The 15,072-nt window shown below is 72.1% G+C and carries 15 protein-coding genes; 2 read left to right on the top strand and 13 right to left on the bottom strand.

All coding sequences use genetic code 11. The annotated features are described in order from the left end of the window. Positions 1-727: RNA polymerase factor sigma-32 (locus PKD06_RS14960; RefSeq protein ID WP_324381431.1), on the top strand; the 727-nt coding region annotated here is incomplete at its 5' end. 21 nt (positions 728-748) lie between these two features. Here the strand turns inward: PKD06_RS14960 and PKD06_RS14955 are convergent. From PKD06_RS14955 to PKD06_RS14945, 3 genes are all read right to left on the bottom strand, one after another. Then, positions 749-1,447 carry a glutathione S-transferase family protein gene (locus PKD06_RS14955; protein WP_324381430.1) on the bottom strand — a complete coding sequence of 233 codons (699 nt, stop codon included), beginning with the start codon at positions 1,445-1,447 and terminating at the stop codon, positions 749-751. A 71-nt stretch (positions 1,448-1,518) separates the two neighbouring features. Continuing rightward, positions 1,519-3,033 (bottom strand): formyl transferase, encoded by a 1,515-nt coding sequence (locus PKD06_RS14950; RefSeq protein WP_324381428.1) that lies wholly within the window; start codon positions 3,031-3,033, stop codon positions 1,519-1,521. Continuing rightward, positions 3,030-4,241: a glycosyltransferase gene (locus PKD06_RS14945; protein WP_324381426.1), complete on the bottom strand. Its 1,212-nt coding sequence runs from the start codon at positions 4,239-4,241 to the stop codon at positions 3,030-3,032. The genes PKD06_RS14950 and PKD06_RS14945 overlap by 4 nt, the downstream gene beginning before the upstream one ends. A 161-nt stretch (positions 4,242-4,402) precedes the next feature. Between PKD06_RS14945 and PKD06_RS14940 the strand changes: the two genes are divergently transcribed. Next, a complete protein-coding gene (locus PKD06_RS14940) occupies positions 4,403-5,743 on the top strand; it encodes a cellulase family glycosylhydrolase (RefSeq protein ID WP_324381424.1) in 1,341 nt (446 codons plus the stop codon). 13 nt (positions 5,744-5,756) lie between these two features. Here PKD06_RS14940 and PKD06_RS14935 read toward each other — a convergent pair whose 3' ends face one another. From PKD06_RS14935 to PKD06_RS14890, 10 genes are all read right to left on the bottom strand, one after another. Next, positions 5,757-7,034, bottom strand: coding sequence for a VpsF family polysaccharide biosynthesis protein (locus tag PKD06_RS14935; protein WP_324381422.1), 1,278 nt, complete (start codon positions 7,032-7,034; stop codon positions 5,757-5,759). Continuing rightward, positions 7,031-9,145: a GumC family protein gene (locus PKD06_RS14930; RefSeq protein WP_324381420.1), complete on the bottom strand. Its 2,115-nt coding sequence runs from the start codon at positions 9,143-9,145 to the stop codon at positions 7,031-7,033. Before PKD06_RS14930 ends, PKD06_RS14935 begins: the two co-directional genes overlap by 4 nt. Positions 9,146-9,376: 231 nt before the next feature. Continuing rightward, entirely contained in the window at positions 9,377-9,511 is a 135-nt protein-coding gene (locus PKD06_RS14925) for a hypothetical protein (protein ID WP_324381418.1), read from the bottom strand. Further along, positions 9,511-9,774, bottom strand: a complete 264-nt coding sequence (locus tag PKD06_RS14920; protein WP_324381416.1) for a hypothetical protein — start codon at positions 9,772-9,774, stop codon at positions 9,511-9,513. The genes PKD06_RS14925 and PKD06_RS14920 overlap by 1 nt, the downstream gene beginning before the upstream one ends. Before the next feature lie 56 nt (positions 9,775-9,830). Further along, complete coding sequence (locus PKD06_RS14915) at positions 9,831-10,421, bottom strand: tetratricopeptide repeat protein (RefSeq protein ID WP_324381414.1); 591 nt, start codon at positions 10,419-10,421, stop codon at positions 9,831-9,833. Positions 10,422-10,477: 56 nt separating this feature from the next. Beyond that, on the bottom strand, positions 10,478-12,100 hold the full coding sequence (locus PKD06_RS14910; RefSeq protein ID WP_324381412.1) for a complex I subunit 5 family protein: 1,623 nt from the start codon (positions 12,098-12,100) through the stop codon (positions 10,478-10,480). After that, a complete protein-coding gene (locus PKD06_RS14905) occupies positions 12,097-13,617 on the bottom strand; it encodes a proton-conducting transporter membrane subunit (protein ID WP_324381410.1) in 1,521 nt (506 codons plus the stop codon). Before PKD06_RS14905 ends, PKD06_RS14910 begins: the two co-directional genes overlap by 4 nt. Beyond that, the gene (locus PKD06_RS14900; RefSeq protein ID WP_324381408.1) at positions 13,614-13,949 is read right to left on the bottom strand and encodes an NADH-quinone oxidoreductase subunit K; all 336 of its coding nucleotides are present in this window, start codon (positions 13,947-13,949) and stop codon (positions 13,614-13,616) included. The genes PKD06_RS14905 and PKD06_RS14900 overlap by 4 nt, the downstream gene beginning before the upstream one ends. After that, on the bottom strand, positions 13,946-14,878 hold the full coding sequence (locus tag PKD06_RS14895; protein WP_324381406.1) for an MnhB domain-containing protein: 933 nt from the start codon (positions 14,876-14,878) through the stop codon (positions 13,946-13,948). The genes PKD06_RS14900 and PKD06_RS14895 overlap by 4 nt, the downstream gene beginning before the upstream one ends. Next, on the bottom strand, positions 14,875-15,072 hold a 198-nt coding region (locus tag PKD06_RS14890), incomplete at its 5' end, for a monovalent cation/H(+) antiporter subunit G (RefSeq protein WP_324381403.1). The genes PKD06_RS14895 and PKD06_RS14890, both read right to left, overlap by 4 nt.

Raw genomic sequence — 15,072 nt, 5'->3', positions numbered from 1 at the left:
TCTGCGCCTCGTGGCGAAGATCGCCATGGGCTATCGCGGCTACGGCCTGCCGATCAGCGAGGTCGTGTCCGAAGGCAATGTCGGCCTCATGCAGGCCGTCAAGCGCTTCGACCCCGACAAGGGCTTCCGCCTGGCCACCTACGCCATGTGGTGGATCAAGGCGGCGATACAAGAGTACATCCTGCGCTCGTGGTCGCTCGTGAAGATGGGCACGACCGCTAACCAGAAGAAGCTGTTCTTCAACCTGCGCAAGGCGAAGGGCCAGATCTCGGCGCTGGAGGAGGGCGACCTCAAGCCCCACCAGGTGGCCACCATCGCGACGAAGCTCGGAGTGACCGAGCAGGACGTCGTCGAGATGAACCGCCGCCTCGGAGGCGACGTGTCCCTGAACGCTCCCCTGCGCGAGGAGGGCGAGGGCGAATGGCAGGATTGGCTGGTCGACGATTCGGCGAGCCAGGAAAGCGTGCTCGCCAGCGAGGAAGAGGGCCGCAACCGGCTCGCCGCCCTCAGGGACGCCCTCGGCGTGCTCAATCCCCGCGAGCGCCGCATCTTCGAGGCGCGGCGCCTGTCGGAGGATCCGGTCACGCTGGAGGACCTGTCGGGCGAGTTCGGCGTCTCGCGCGAGCGCGTGCGGCAGATCGAGGTGCGCGCCTTCGAGAAGATCCAGGACGCCGTCCGCAAGAACCTGGCACTGCGCGAGGCGCCGCCCGTGCCCGTGCCGGCCTGACGGAAGGCGCCCAAGGCTTCCTCAGGGCAGGGCGCCGATCTCCCTGCGGTGATCGGCGAGGGCGGGCTCGTCCACCTCGTCGGCATCCACCACCCAGCTCTCGCGCAGGGCTGCCTCGCGCCATTCCCCGAAGGCGGAGCAGCCGAGGATCGCATCCATATATGCCCGCGTCCCGGCTCCGACCTCGATCCCGTAGGTATCGAGGCGGGTGACGACGGGCGCGTACATGGCGTCCGCCGCCGTGAAGGCCCCGAACAGGAACGGGCCGCCCTCGCCGAAGCGTCGCCGGGCATCCGCCCAGATCTCCTCGATGCGGGCTACGTCCACGGCGACCTGCTCGCCGCGATCGCGCCCGGCGAAGCTCTTGCCGAGATTCATGGGACAGGCGCGGCGCAGGCCCATGAAGCCCGAATGCATCTCGGCCGAAATCGAGCGGGCGAGGGCCCGGGCCGCGACGTCGCGCGGCCAGATGCCGGCCTCGGGCCAGCGTTCCGCCGCATATTCGATGATGGAGAGCGAATCCCAGACGGTCACCCCACCATCCACCAGCACGGGCACTTTTCCCGCCGGAGAATAGCGGCGGATGGCGGCGGCGGTCTCGGGCTGGTGCAGCGGCACCAGCACCTCCTCGAAGGCGAGACCGAGCTGCCTCAGCAGGATCCAGGGCCGGAGCGACCATGAGGAATAGAGCTTGTTGGCGATGACGAGGATCGGGGTCACGGGAAGCTCCGGGGGCAGCGGGTCCGCCATATTCGGGGAAGAGAGCCGGCAAGCCAATTGCCGGCGAAGCTTCAGCCCAGCCGGCGCGCGCGGGCCGAGCCGTCGATGAATTCGAGGCCGCCGGCGCTGTTCAGGGTGTGCAGGCGCGTGCCGGGCCAGGCGGGGCCCGGCATGAACACGGTCTCGACGGTTTGGGCGTAATCCTCCTCGTCGAGGCGGTCGATGCGCGCCAAAGCGAGGCCGTGGCCGTAGCCGCGGGTGCAGTCCTGGACAGGCCGGATCAGCGCGCCGCCCCGCCGTACGATCGCGCCGGCGGGACGCGCGGAAGCGATGTCGATCAGAACCGGATTGCGCGGATGCGGCGTCCAGGGCCCGCGGAAATCGGGGGCAGACCACAGGTGCAGGGCGTCCGAATAGGAGCCGCTGCCAAGGGGGGCGGCGGGCGGGCCGTCGCGGACGGTGACGAACATCCACCAGCGCCCGCCCTCCTCGACCAGCGTCGCGTCGCTGGCCACGATTCCCGAGACCAATGTCGTGACCTTCTCCCAGCCGCCCGGAAAATTCCTCGCGCGGTAGAGGTCGATCGTCCCAGCCCCGCCGCTCTCGGGGATCATCCAGACGGCGCCCTCGCGCTCGAACAGGAAGGGGTAGGAGAGATGGTGAGGCTCCTCCAGCACCGGCTCGGGCCGCCCGACGGGGCCGTCCGGCCCGAACCGCAGGGCGGAGACGACCCCTTTCCCGACCGCATGGACGAAATCCTCGACGAACAGCCACGTCTCCCCCCGATGAACGATGGGGAAGGGATCGGCGTAGAATCGGCGCCCGTCATCGGCCAGGCGGTGCCACTGGACGGGCGGCAGCGCGCGCAGGTCGATCAATCCGGGCCCGTCGAGCCGCCGCCAGCCGATCCGCCAATGGGGCGTCCGGAAGCAAAGGCGATAGAGCCGCGTCACGATCGCCCGGACGAGCATCCGGCCCGTCAGGACGGCGAGACGGGGCATGGTGAGGTGCGGACCGGGCGCGCCCGCGCGGCCGACCGGCCCGGCGGGCCGGGCGCCGGGTGTCGAGAGGGCGGCGACGATCAGGGTCGCCGTCCGCATCAGGATGTCCTCGAAGGCGATCGGAAGACAGCCGGGCACCTCGCTACCCGGCCGGCCGGAGGCCACGACCGCGCCGCCTTCCGTCAGCACCGCGACCGGCACGTCGCCGGCGAGGAGTCCCGCCAGCAGGCCCACCTCTCCGGGCCGTCCGTCGAAGGACAGCCGCCACACCCGCCCGCCGGCTGCGGGCGGCACGTCGCCGCAAATGTCGAGGACGAGATCGGGAATGTCGTCGCCCGCGCGAGGCAGCGCGGCGAGCGCCCCGGCCGGGAGCGGGGCGGAGACCTTCGACCCCGGCAGCCGGTTGAGCAGACTTTCGAGCCGGAACAGCAAGTCGGCATTGGCGGGCCACGGCTCGCCGCCCGGCCGCACATCGACGTCGACGCGCAGGCCCGGCATCCGCGCAAGCCTCTCGACGAGCCGGGCATGCCACAGTCGCGGCGCCCGGCCGTCGAAGCGCACCCGCACATGCATGGAGCGTCTCAACTCCTCCATTCGGCCTCCGGGCCATGGCACGGCGCGTTCACGACCGCCGCCGCACCCCCCGGCATTCCGCCGCCGGAAGCGGCCCGGCCGCGTCCGGCGAGGGCGGCGCCCAGGCAGGCGACGAAGCGCGATGCGCAGGCATCCTGCGCGAAGACCCGTTCGTAGCGCATCCGGGCGGCCTGGGGGAAGGAAGCCCAGTCCCGCGGCTTCGCGATGATGGCGGCGAGCGCGCAAGCGAGGGCATCCGCATCGTCCGGCCGCACGATCCAGCCGGTCCGTCCGTCCTCCACCACCTCGGGCAGGCCGCCGATCTCCGAGACGAGGGGCGGCACGCCGTAGGCCATGGCCTCGATCGCGACGCGGCCGAGCGATTCGGGAAGCCGCGAGGGCACGACGGCGACGTCGGCCCAGCGGAAATGCTCGTCCGGATCGGCCGTGAAGGGCAGGTGCACAGCCCGATCGCCGAGGCCCGCCTCGGCGATCGTGGCCGAGAGCCGGCGCTCCCGCTCCGGGTCCTCGAAGGCGCTGCCGACGATCCGCAGCTCGATCCGCTCGCGCAGGGCGGCTGGCATCCCCGCGATCGCCCGCAGCAGCACGTCCTGCCCCTTGATGCGGCTGATGCGCCCGAGCATGAGGAGCCGCAGCGGGCGCGTGCCGTCATAGGTCATGGCCTTCGGCCGGCCGGGATCGGCAATGCCGTTATAGACGACGTCCTGCGGGATGGAGGCGGGCATGGCGAAGGCGCGCTGCGTGGCGCGCGAGTTGAAAACGATCCGCGGCCGGCCCCAGCGCGCCAGCGCGCGCAGCCCGGCGCGGACAGGACCCTCGGCGATCTCGTGCACATGCAGGACGGTGCGTCCGGGGCTCAGGCCCGCCGCCAGCAGGTAATCGGCGACGACGGAGGTGTTCACATAGACGAGGTCGCTGCGGCGGATGCGGCGGATGGCGCGCGCGACCGCGAGGGGGAGGGTCGCAAGGCCGAGCGTCGCGAGGCGCGGCAGGTCGCGCCGGCGCAGCACCCAGAGCGGCTCGACGACGATGCGGGTCGCCAGTTCCCGCAGCGGCTCGACGATCGGCCCTTCGCGCGGCAGCACCACGTCGATCTCGGCTTGCGGATAGGTCATCCGCATGATGCGCACGCTCTCCACGAAGCTCCGGTCGGAGCCGTAGAGTTCGTAGCCCTGATGAACGCAAGTGATGTGTGTCATCGGGACGCTACTGTCCTCTTTCCGGCCCTTGCGGGCCACCGGGATGCCGGCCCGCAAGATCGGCGCCGCGGCGGGAGAAGCAAGCCGGCAGCCGCGTTCATCCGCTTTTATGCTTGCCAAGATATGAGGACAGTCGGCTCGCCAAAGGCAGGACGCTTCCCGTGCCACGGACAGACGACAGGCCATCGCGCCGAACGCTCATCCGGCTCGGCGCCGGGAGCGCCCTCGCAGGCGCGCTCCCGCCGGGCATTCCCGCAGCCGGCGCCGCGCGCCTCTCGGCGAGAGGGTTCGATCGCGGGGTCAATGCCTGGCCGTGGTTCTCCTTTCCGGTCGCCTTTCCGCCCGCGGGCGCCTATCCGGCGATCCCCCCGTTCCATCCGGACCGGCCGGTGCCGCGATATGAGGATCTGGCCAAGCTCGCGGCGGCCGGATTCGACTTCATCCGCCTTCCGGTCTGCCCGGCGCCCTTTCTTCACCTCGCCTCGACAGGCCAGGAACGGCAATTGCGGCGCTGCATCGAGGCCGTGACCGAGGCCGTCGCCCTGGCGCATTCCGCCGGGCTCGGCACCGTCGTCAACCTGCAACCGGACAGCACGCCCGGATATACGGCGGAAGAGCTCTACGGCTCCACCGCCGCCATGTTCGACGCCTACAGGCGTCTCGTCTCGCGTTTCGCCGGAAGCCTCGCGGCGCTTCCGATCGAACGCCTCGCCTTCGAGCCCGTCAACGAGCCCCCCCAATCCGCGGCGGACGACTGGGCGGCGCGGCAGGACATCCTCCTGGCAGCGGCCCGCGCCTCCGCCGCGCGCCTGAAGCTGGTCGCGACGGGGGCCTTCGGCGGATCGATCCGGGGCCTCGTCCGGCTCGATCCGCGGGCGCTCATCCGATCCTTCGACCCGCTCCTGTTCACCTTTCACTTCTACGAGCCCTACCTCTTCAGCCACCAGGGCGCGCCCTGGCTCGCCCGGTCCGAGCCGAAATATGCCTGGCTCAACGACGTGCCCTGGCCGGGATCGGCAGGGTCGCTGTCCAGGACGATGGCCTCGGTCCGCGAGCGGATGGCGGCCTTCCCGGACGGGCATTCGCAAGCCCGCCTCCGGGCCTATGAGGAGACGATCCGCTCCGGCCTCGAGCCGTATTTCAATCCGCCGATCGATTCCGGCTACTTCACCGGCGATCCGGGCAACGGAGGCGAGTTCTTCACGGTGCTGCGAGGCTGGGCGACCGGCCACGGGCTCGGGCCGGAGCGCATCCTGATGGGCGAGTTCGGCTCCTTGCAGACGACGGAGGTCGCGCGGCCGGTCACGGGCGGCCCCTATGTCGCGGCGAATGCGGCCGACCGGGCCCGCTATCTCGCCGACCTGCGCCGGACCGCCGAGGATCACGGCTATGGCTGGGCCATGTGGACCTTGTTCAATCCCGGCATGGGCCTCATGGACGAGACGAGCCGGGCGCTCGATCCGGCCGTCCTCGGCGCGCTCGGTCTCGCCGTGTCCCGCTGAGGCACGCGGCGCCTCAGGGCCTCCGCCGTCCCTCCGGGTGGAACGGATGGAAGAGGACCAGAAGCAGGATGGCGAATTTCGCCAGCAGCGTCGTCTTGCTGCCCAGGCTCTCGAAGGTGTTCACCAGCGCCGCGAAGACCAGGATCGGAAGCGCCGTGCCTGCGCGGCAATGGCGCGCCACCTCCCGAAGGTAGAGGGCGACGGCGGCCACCAGCAGCGCCGTCATGAGGATGCCCTGGTAGAGGAGGGTGCGGACGATCGGATTCTCGATGCCCCATTCGAGCCCGTTGATGCGGCGCAGGCTGTCGACCAGCGACGTGTCTGGGCCGAAGATCAGGTCGCGCAGCGGCAGCGCGGCGAACAGCGTGAACATCTCGACGCGCGAATGGGCGCTGCCGCCGTCCTCCCGGAAGCGATCGAGCAGCGCATCGAAAAACCCGGCATGGGCGAGCCCCGCAATGGCGATGGGGACGAGCGGAAGCGCGAGGGCCATGGCCGCGGCCGCCAGGAGCGGAACCCGCCCCCGCAGCAGCATGCGATGCAGGAGGACGAGCCCCCGGCCGCCGACGACGAGGACGCTCACGACGAGGGCCGAGCGCCCCCCGAAGGTGATCAGGGCGGCGAATTGCAGCCCGATCATGGCGAGCCGGGACAGGGGCGGGAGCGTTCCGCCCCCGGCCATGAGCGCGGCCAGGTAGCAGGCCGTGAGCGTGGCATTGCCGAGCGGATGCCCCTGGAGCGCGGCCGAGCGCGTGTCGGTCTCGAAGGCGACGCCGTCCACCCGGAAGGGGAAGAAGCGCTGGCCGGTGGCGAATTCCACCAGTCCCAGCAGCGCGTTCGCCGTCATCACGGCATGCACCACCGTCTCCAGCCGGCGGAAGGTGGTCTCGTCGGCATCCACGAGCAGCATGGCCAGGAGGCCCGGCAGCAGGAAGGTGTCGAGCGAGCCGGCCATGCCCGCCCCCTTCCGCAGCATGATGTGCAGGAGCAGCGCGATCCCCGCGGCGCAGATGAAGACGCTCGCCGGCCGCGCCGCGCCGACGCGCGCCAGATAGGCCACCGGATTGCCCGCACGCAGCATCGCGAGGCCGAGGAGAGCGACGGTCAGATAGGTGGCGGGATGGATCTTGTGCGCCGCGCTGCCGGAAAGCCCCTCGTAATTGATGCCGAGCGTCCAGAGGAGGCCGCCGGAAATGCCGAGGACGAGCACGGCCAGGACGACGAGGCCGAGGCCGCGCGCCGGCCGGACGCGCGCGGCGGCCCACGGGGTCGCGAAGGCCTCGCGCCTCATCGTCCGCCCTTGCGGCTTTCGAGGAGGAGCGCGCCGGAGACGGGAAGCCGCAGGGCATCCGCGGCCTTGCCCAGCTCGGCGAGATCGGCCTGGAGCGTGGTCCCCGGCCGCGCGACGGCCAGATGCTGGTCGATCGCCGCCGCGAGCGGGCCGTGCCAGGGGCTTTCCGAAAGCGCTCCTCCCTCGAAGAGGACGAGATCGAAGCAGCGGCGGATATCGGCGAGCGCGCGGCGCAGGCCGTCGCGCTCGGCGGCGTCGCGGCCGAGCCTGCGCCCCTCCCCGATGCCGATGCGCATCACGCCGGTGCCCGGATCCTCGCGCCCGGCCCTCTCCAGTCCCTCCTCCCCCCGCAGCACGTCGAGGAATCCATGACCGGGCCGCGCCAGGACGACGAGCACACGGTCGCCCCGCATCTGGGCGACATCCGCGAGAAGCTCGATCACGGCGCGGCCATCGGCGGTGTCGCCCTCGGTCGCGGAGACGAGGAGGCCGAGCGAGGCCGGGCCGCGGCCGTGCTCGCGGCGCTCCAGGAGGGAATCGAGGAGGAAGGCCGCCCGCGCCCGCCCGGCGCGGCCCAGCAGCGCAGGCGGCCAGACGAGCGTCGCGATGACCGGCGCGTCCAGGAGCGACTCGGCCTGGCGCCGGGACAGCAGCGTCGGCCGCAGATATTCGCGCGTCAGCGCGAGGCCCGCGCCGCCGCCCAGCCCGCCGGCCAGGGCGGCGCCGATGATCAGCAGGCGGAGCGGCCAGCTTCTCTCGTCGGGCGGGCGCGCCCAGGTGATGACCCGCGCGCTGGTCGGATCGACGCGCCCCTGCTCGCCGATCTCCCGCGAGCGCAGGAGGAAGGTATTGTAGACCGACCGGCTCGCCTCGACCTCCCGCTCCAGCTCGCGCAATTGCACATTGGCCTGCCCGCGCTCCACGGACTGGGCCTGGAGCCGGTCGAGGCTGGCCGCCAGCAGCCGCTCGTTCTCGACCGCGCGCCGGTACTCGACCTCGGCGGCCTGGATGATCCGGCCGGTCTCGGCGCCGATCAGCCGCTGCACCTCGGCCCTCTGGGTGCGGATCGCCACCATGGCGGGATGGCTCGGGCCGAGCTGGGTGCGCAGCTCGGCCTCCCGGCTGGTCAGCTCGGCATATTGCGCCCGCAGGCGCTCGATCACCGCCGAGCCGATCGCCTCGGGCGTCGCGCCGGGATCGAGGATCTGGCCGCGGGCCTCGCGCAGGCTCTGGAGCCGGCTTTTCGTCTCCGCGATCCGGTTGCGCGCCGCCACGAGGCGGGCATTGTGATCGGTCAGTTGCTGCTCGCCGACGAGCTGGCCCGAGGAGGCGATCAGGCCGTGCTGGGCCTTGAACGTCTCGAGCCGCGTCTCGGCCGCGTTCACGTCGGCGCGCAGCGTGTCGAGGCGTCCGGCCAGCTCCGCCGAGGCGCGCTTGGCCGCCTCGAAGCGGGCCTCGGCCTGGTCCGCGAGATAAGCCTTGGCGATGGCGTTGACGATCCGGGCCGCCTTCTCGGGCGAGGTGGCCGTGAAGACGATGTCGATGACGAACACCTTGTCGGCGCGCTTCACCGCGAGCCTGCGGCGCAGGTTGCGAAGCGCCCGCGCCTTGCTCGTGGAGTCCGTGGCGTCCCGCGGGGCCGGGGAGAGGCCCGGCAGGACGCTCAGGAGGCGCCTCGCGAGCCCGTCGGGAGGCGAGCCGAATTCGGGATCCGCCTCGAGGCCCACCTCGGCGATCGCGCGCAGGAGCACCGTGTCGGATTCGATGACCCGCACCTGGCTTTCCGCCTGGGCGACGCCGCCATCCGGCGCGACGGCGGAGGCGTTCATGTCGTTCGTCACCGCCTGCCGATCGCGCGGATCGACCAGGATTTGCGAGACCGCGGTGTAGAGGGGCGTGGCCAGGAAGGAATAGAGAAGCGCGGGGACGACGAAAAGCGCGAGCGTGGCCAGGATGGCCCGGCGGCGGCGCGACAGGATGCGCAGCAGGTCGGCCACCTCGGCGGTGGTCTCCGGCCCTGCGGCTGCGCCTTCGAAGCCGATGGAAGCCAGCCGGCGCGGCGGCTCGGAATGCCGATCGAGCTGCGCCACCCGGGGCCATTGCTGGTTCAAAATGGGCCTCCGTCCATCCCGGCAGAACGCTCCGCAACCCGCATGCCCGGGAAGGTGCGGCCATCTCGAATAGCGCGCGCGAATTCCCGCGGCCTTGCGAGAGAGGGTTAACGGCCGGGCCGTTCCCGATTTGCCGGGCTATGGTAAATCCGCGCTTGCTGGGGCCTGCGCGCCGGCGAAGGCGTGCCACTCCACGGAACCCTGCGGGATTTCATGTCCGGGCCGGGGAGGCTACCTCGCGCCCTGGATGGGGCCGCCGCTGATGCCGCCATAGGCGCCGCCGAAGCGCCTATTCTCCTCGGAACCGCCGGCGCAGCCGGCGAGAACCAGCAGGAGGGCGAGGCAGCAGGCGCGCTTGCGACCCATCACCATCCGCGACGCCAGCCGAAGCCGCCCCCGAACCCCATGCCGAAGCCGGGACCCGGGCCGGGCCCGTAGAGCATCGCGCGCCGATCCGCGGAGCGGTCGAGATCGAAATTCTGGAGGCATTTGGAAAATGCATCCGTGCCCGGACGGAAGCCGTAGCCGCGGCAGCGCATCTCGTCCTGGGAGCGAAGCTCGGCGGCGGACATGCAGCCGGCGAGGCCGGACAGCAGGCCGACGGCGATAAGCAGGCGCGCGAATCTCATGGCGGACAATCTCGCACGGGAATCCGGGCCGGGGGAGTGACCGGGGCGCCACAAACCTACAGGTCGCGGCCGTCGACCTCGGGAGCGAGCCGCTTCACGGCCTTCTCCGCCTCTTCCAGGAAGGGATGGATCCCGAGCGCGCGGCGATAGGCGGCCAGGGCCCCCGCCTTGTCGCCCGAGGAGAGCGCGATATGGCCGAGCATCATCCAGGCGGTGAAATGCCGCGGCTCGCGGACCAGGGCCTCCTCGACATCCATCAGGGCGCGGGAGGGATCGTCGAGTTGCCAGAAGGCGGCGGCGCGCCTCATCCAAGCCTCCGCCCAGCCCGGCGCGAGCTGGGTCACGCGGTCGAGAAGCTCGACCGACAAAGCCGCATCCTTCTCCCTGAGGGCTTCGCCCGCCCGCGCGAGGAGGAGATCGGCCGTGTCGCTTCCCGAGCGCTCGAGCCGGCGCTCGATCAGCCCGGCGACGCCTTTCGCCTCCTCCTCGTCCTTGGCCTGGGCGAGGCGCGCATAGAGATCGTCGAGGCTCGCCGGGCGGGCAGGCGCCTCGGCCGGCTTCGGCGAAGGCGAGCCCTGGGCGAGACCCGGCCCGCCCCATGCAAGGAGGCCGGCGGCAAGGGCGAGGCTGAAGAGGCGACCACGCATGGCCGGATCATCCCGCGGGAGCGAATCCTGTCAAGGCGCGGCGCGGTCGCGCCCGCTCAGACGCGCATCGCCATGATCCCGCCGAGCAGGATGGCGAGCCCGAGGAGCCAGAGCCCGGCGACCGGCCAGCGCCGCAGCCAGGCATCGGCCCGCTCGATCCCCTCCGAGAGGCGCAGGACCGCGGGCACCCCGGCGAGCGCCAGCACGACGATGTCGCCTTCGGGAACCGAGCCGCGCAGGCGCGGCAGGCGATGCGCGAGAAACGCCGCCGCGATGCCGAGCAGGAGCGGCCATGTCGTCTTCCAGAGCGCCGCCGGATGGAGGAGGCTCGCGAGCGTCTCGCCGCTCACCGCCGGATAGAGCGACCAGGGAATGATCAGGGAGGCGATCGCGACGGCGAGCCAGGGAAGCCATTGGGCGGCCGGAGGCGGGACGGCCGGCTTGCCCTCCGCGACCAGCAGCAGGAAATGCGTCATCAGGGCGGTGCTGCCCACGCCCGCGAGGGTCATCGCGGCGGCGAGGAGGCCGGAGCCGAGCATCGGCTTGACCGCGAGCTTGGCCAGCGCGCCGCTCGTCAGCGGCATCCCGCCGAGGCTCAAGGCCAGGAGAGCCATCGGCACGAAGACGAGACGGCAGCGCGCCCCCCCGGCCGCGGCGAGGATGCCGATGCCGAGGAAGAGCGCGCCCTTCACCAGCGTGTGATGCACGGCGTAATAGGCGGTGAGCAGCGTCGCGTCGGCATCGGCGGTCGCGAGGCCGACGCCGAGCAGCACCGCGAGCAGCCCCATCTGGCTGACGGTGGAATAGGCGAGCACGGTCTTCGGGCGCGGCTGGGTGATGCCGATCGCGGCGCCGTAAAAGGCCGTGAGAAGCCCCGCCGCGACGAGGACGCCGCCCCCGAGCGCCTGCCCGGATTCGAAAGGCAGGAAGCGGATCAGTCCGATCACGCCAGCCTTGACCACGACGCCGCTCAGGACGGCCGAGGCCGGGGCCGGCGCCGCCGGATGGGCGAGCGGCAGCCAGACATGCAGCGGCACGAGCCCCATCTTCAGCGCGAAGCCGAGGATGAACAAAGCCACGATGCCCGCGCGCATCGGCGAATCCGGCAGAAGGGCGACGACGTCGCGGATCTGGGGATTGGCGTCCGGGTGGCCGGCGGCGAGCATGACCAGCGCGATCAGCAGCACGGCCTCCGCCACGAGCGCCAGCACCACGTAGATGACGCCCGCCCGGCGTGCCGGCTCGGTCTCCTCGTGGATGATCAGTCCGTAGGCCGACAGGCTCGCCAGCGTGAAGAGCAGGTAGAAGGTCACGACGTCGCCGACGACGAACAGGCCGAGGCTGCCGGCAAGCGTCATCAGCCACCAGACGGCGAAGCGGGGCGCGGCGGGATCGCGTCTCATCGTCGCCGCGGCATAGGCGCCGGCGGCGCTCCAGAGCAGAGCCGCCCCGCCGAGCAGGATCGCGCCCGGCCGGTCCATCACGAGCGTCAGCCGGAAGGGCGGGGGCAGGAAGGCGAAGCGCTCCTCCTTCACGATGACGGCCGCCAGCAGCGCCGGCCAGGGCGCGAAGACGAGGAGGGAGAGCACGCGGGCGCGGAACCGCGCCGACAGGCAGGAGACCGCCATGAGCAGCGGCACCAGCACCGATGCGGCGAGGAGCGGCGCGCCGAAGATCACGGCATCACCGCCGCAATGAGGCCCTCGCGGCCGATCTGGAGGAACCAGAAGGGGCGCAGGGGCACGAAGCCGAGCAGCACCGCGGCGATGGCGAGCGCCAGGGCCGGCAGTTCCAGCCGGCGCGGAACGGCCCGCTTCGGCGGAAGCGGCCCCGTCGCCAGCGCCCGGTCGACCACGCGGAAGACGTAGCCGCCCGCGAGGAGGCCGCCCGCCAGGATGGTGAGGGCGAGCCCGGGATGGCCCTCGATCACGGAGGCCGACAGCAGGAGGCATTTGGCGATGAAGCCGCCGCTCGGCGGAATGCCCACCAGCGAGAGCCCCGCCAGCACGAAGGCGGCGGCGGTCAGCGGGAGCGCCCGGCCGAAGCCGCCGAGATCGGCGATGCGGTCATGGCCGTAGGCTTCGACGATGACGCCGGCGGCGAGGAACATCGCCGCCTTGGCGAGGGCGTGGGAAACGACCTGCAAGGCGCCGCCCGTCCAGGCGATGGTGGTCCAGGCCGCGCCCTCGCCGCCGAAGGCGAGCGGGAAGACGATGAAGAGATAGCCGATCTGCGCCACGGTCGAATAGGCGATCATCAGCTTGAGCCGCGCCTGCCGCAGCGCGAGGACGCTGCAGAACAGGATCGAGGCGGCGCCGAGGACGGCGAGGAACTGGCCGGCGGGCCGCGCCACCTGCGAGGGGGCGACGTCGAGCACGAGCCGCAGGATCAGGAAGACCGGGGCCTTGATCACGAGCGCCGAGAGCACGGCGCTGGCCGGGGCCGGCGCCCCCGCATGGGCGGGCGGCAGCCACAGATGGAGCGGAAAGAGCGCGGCCTTGGCGAGGAGGCCGAGGATCATCAGCGCGAGCGCGATGCAGATGGCGGGATCCTGCCGGCCGAGCCGCGAGAGGGCGAAGAGGTCGAGCGTGCCGGCCTGGCCGTAGAGGAGGCCCGTGCCGAGGAGATAGAGCAGCGAGCCGAGCAGCGCGAACATCAGGTAGCGCAAGGCGGCGGCGAGCGTGCCGGCGCGGCCGTCGAGGCAGACCAGGGGCACGGCGGCGAATGTAAGAAGCTCCAGCGCGACATAGAGGTTGAACAGATCCTCGCCGACGAAGGCGAGGTTCAGCGCGCTCCACAGCCCGAGCAGCATCATCCAGAAGGTCGCGGGGCCCCTCCCCTCGCGGGAGGCGCCGTCGAGCCCTTGCTGGAGGAAGGCGAACAGGCCGACCGCCGTCACCACCAGGGCCGTCATCAGCAGCATCGCGACCGAGAGTCCGTCGGCGCGCAAGGCGATGCCGAGCGGGGGGGACCAGCCGCCGACGACATAGGTGAGAGCCGCCTCCCGGATCATGAGCCGGGCCGCGATCGCGATCGCGACGGCGAGGCCCGCCGCGAGCGCGCCGAGGGCGATGCGCGCGGCGAGACGCGGCCCGCCCGCCAGGATGGCGAGCACGGCGCAGACCGGCAGCATGACGGCCAGGACGAGCAGAAGCCCGTCCGGCGTCGTGGCATGGACCGATGCGGCGTGCGTCACGAGCCGCCCCGCTCGCCGTCCGTTTCGGCCCGCTCGTAGTTCTCCAGCTCGCTCAGGCGCAGCAGCAGCGCGACGGCGAGGGCGCTCGCGGAGAAGGCGACGACGATCCCCGTGATGACGAGCGCCTGCGGCACCGGGTCGGCCCCGAATCCGGCCCCCGCCCCGCGCCGCGCGACCGTGCCGAAGACGAGGAAGATGCCCGCGCCCAGGATGTTGAAGCAGACGATCCTGCGCAGCAGCCCGGCATGGGTGACGATGCCGAACAGGCCGATCCCCGCCAGCGCCGCGCCGCAGAGGCCGGGCAGCGCGCCCGGTTGCAGGAGGGCGGTCATCGCGTCGGCGCCCGGCGGGCCGGCCCGGCGACCAGCATGGCGAGCGCCGCCGCCACGGAGAGGGTAAGCACGGCCTCGATGAGGAGGATGAGCGGCTTCGCGAGCGCCTCGGGATAGGCGAGGAAGGCCCCGGCGACGGCGCAACCGAGGAAGCCGGTGCCGATGAACAGAGCCGGCCCGCCGGCCAGGGCGAGGCGCAGGGGCGCCCCCCCGGTCTCCGGCGGCCGGCGCAGCCCCGCCATCATGACGAGGAGCCACATCGCCGCGAGCACCGTGCCGGCCTGAAAGGTCCCGCCCGGCGCATCCGCGCCGACCCAGAACATATAGATGCCGATCACGACGCCGAAGGGCGGCAGGATGCGCGCCAGGTAGACGAGCGGCTCGGGAACGTCGCCGAAGCGGACCTCCGGGGCGCCGCCCCAGAGCCCGTCCGGAGCGAGCGACCAGATTCCGACCACCGCCAGCAGCACCACGATCTTCTCGAGCAGCGTGTCGATCGCGCGATAGGCCAGGAGGACGGCGGTGACGGGGTTCCCGAGCCCCGTCGCGCCGAGCGAGCCGGCGGCGGCCGGCGCCAGGGTGGGGGCCGGCGAGGGAAAGGCCAGCACGACATAGGCGAGCCCGCCCGTCACCAGGAGGCAGGCCAGGGCGGCCACGGCCCGTCCCGCCCGGCTTGCCGGCTCACCGGGAGCCCCGCGCCCGCGCAGGACGGCCTCGGCCCGCAGCAGCAGCATGCCGGCTCCGCCTCCGCCGATCGCGATCTCGGTCAGCGCGACATCCGGCGCCGCGAGCCGCGCCCAGGCGAGGCCGAGCAGCAGGCCGAAGCCGAGGAAGGTCACGATCGCGCCGCGGTCGTCGCGCGCCGTGACGACGCGCACGGCCAGCCCCAGCAGGCCCACGGCCAGCACGAGGTCGAGAAGGGCCGTCATGATCCCGCTTTGCGGCGATGGATCGCCTGGGCGAGGAGCTGGCTCGCCGTCGCGGCGGAGAGTTGCGCCAGCAGCCAGACGAAGAGGAGCTTGAGGCCGCCCGCGAGGCTGGGCGCCTGCGGCAGCAGCCCCAGCACGATCAGCCCCAGCCCGAGATTGTCGGCCTTGCTGATGGCATGCAGCCGGCTCAGCGG

The organism is Enterovirga sp. (assembly GCF_035325185.1).
Classification (GTDB): domain Bacteria; phylum Pseudomonadota; class Alphaproteobacteria; order Rhizobiales; family Beijerinckiaceae; genus Enterovirga.
The sequence above is the reverse complement of the archived record's forward strand: the minus strand, read 5'-3'. Positions and strand labels throughout refer to the sequence as shown.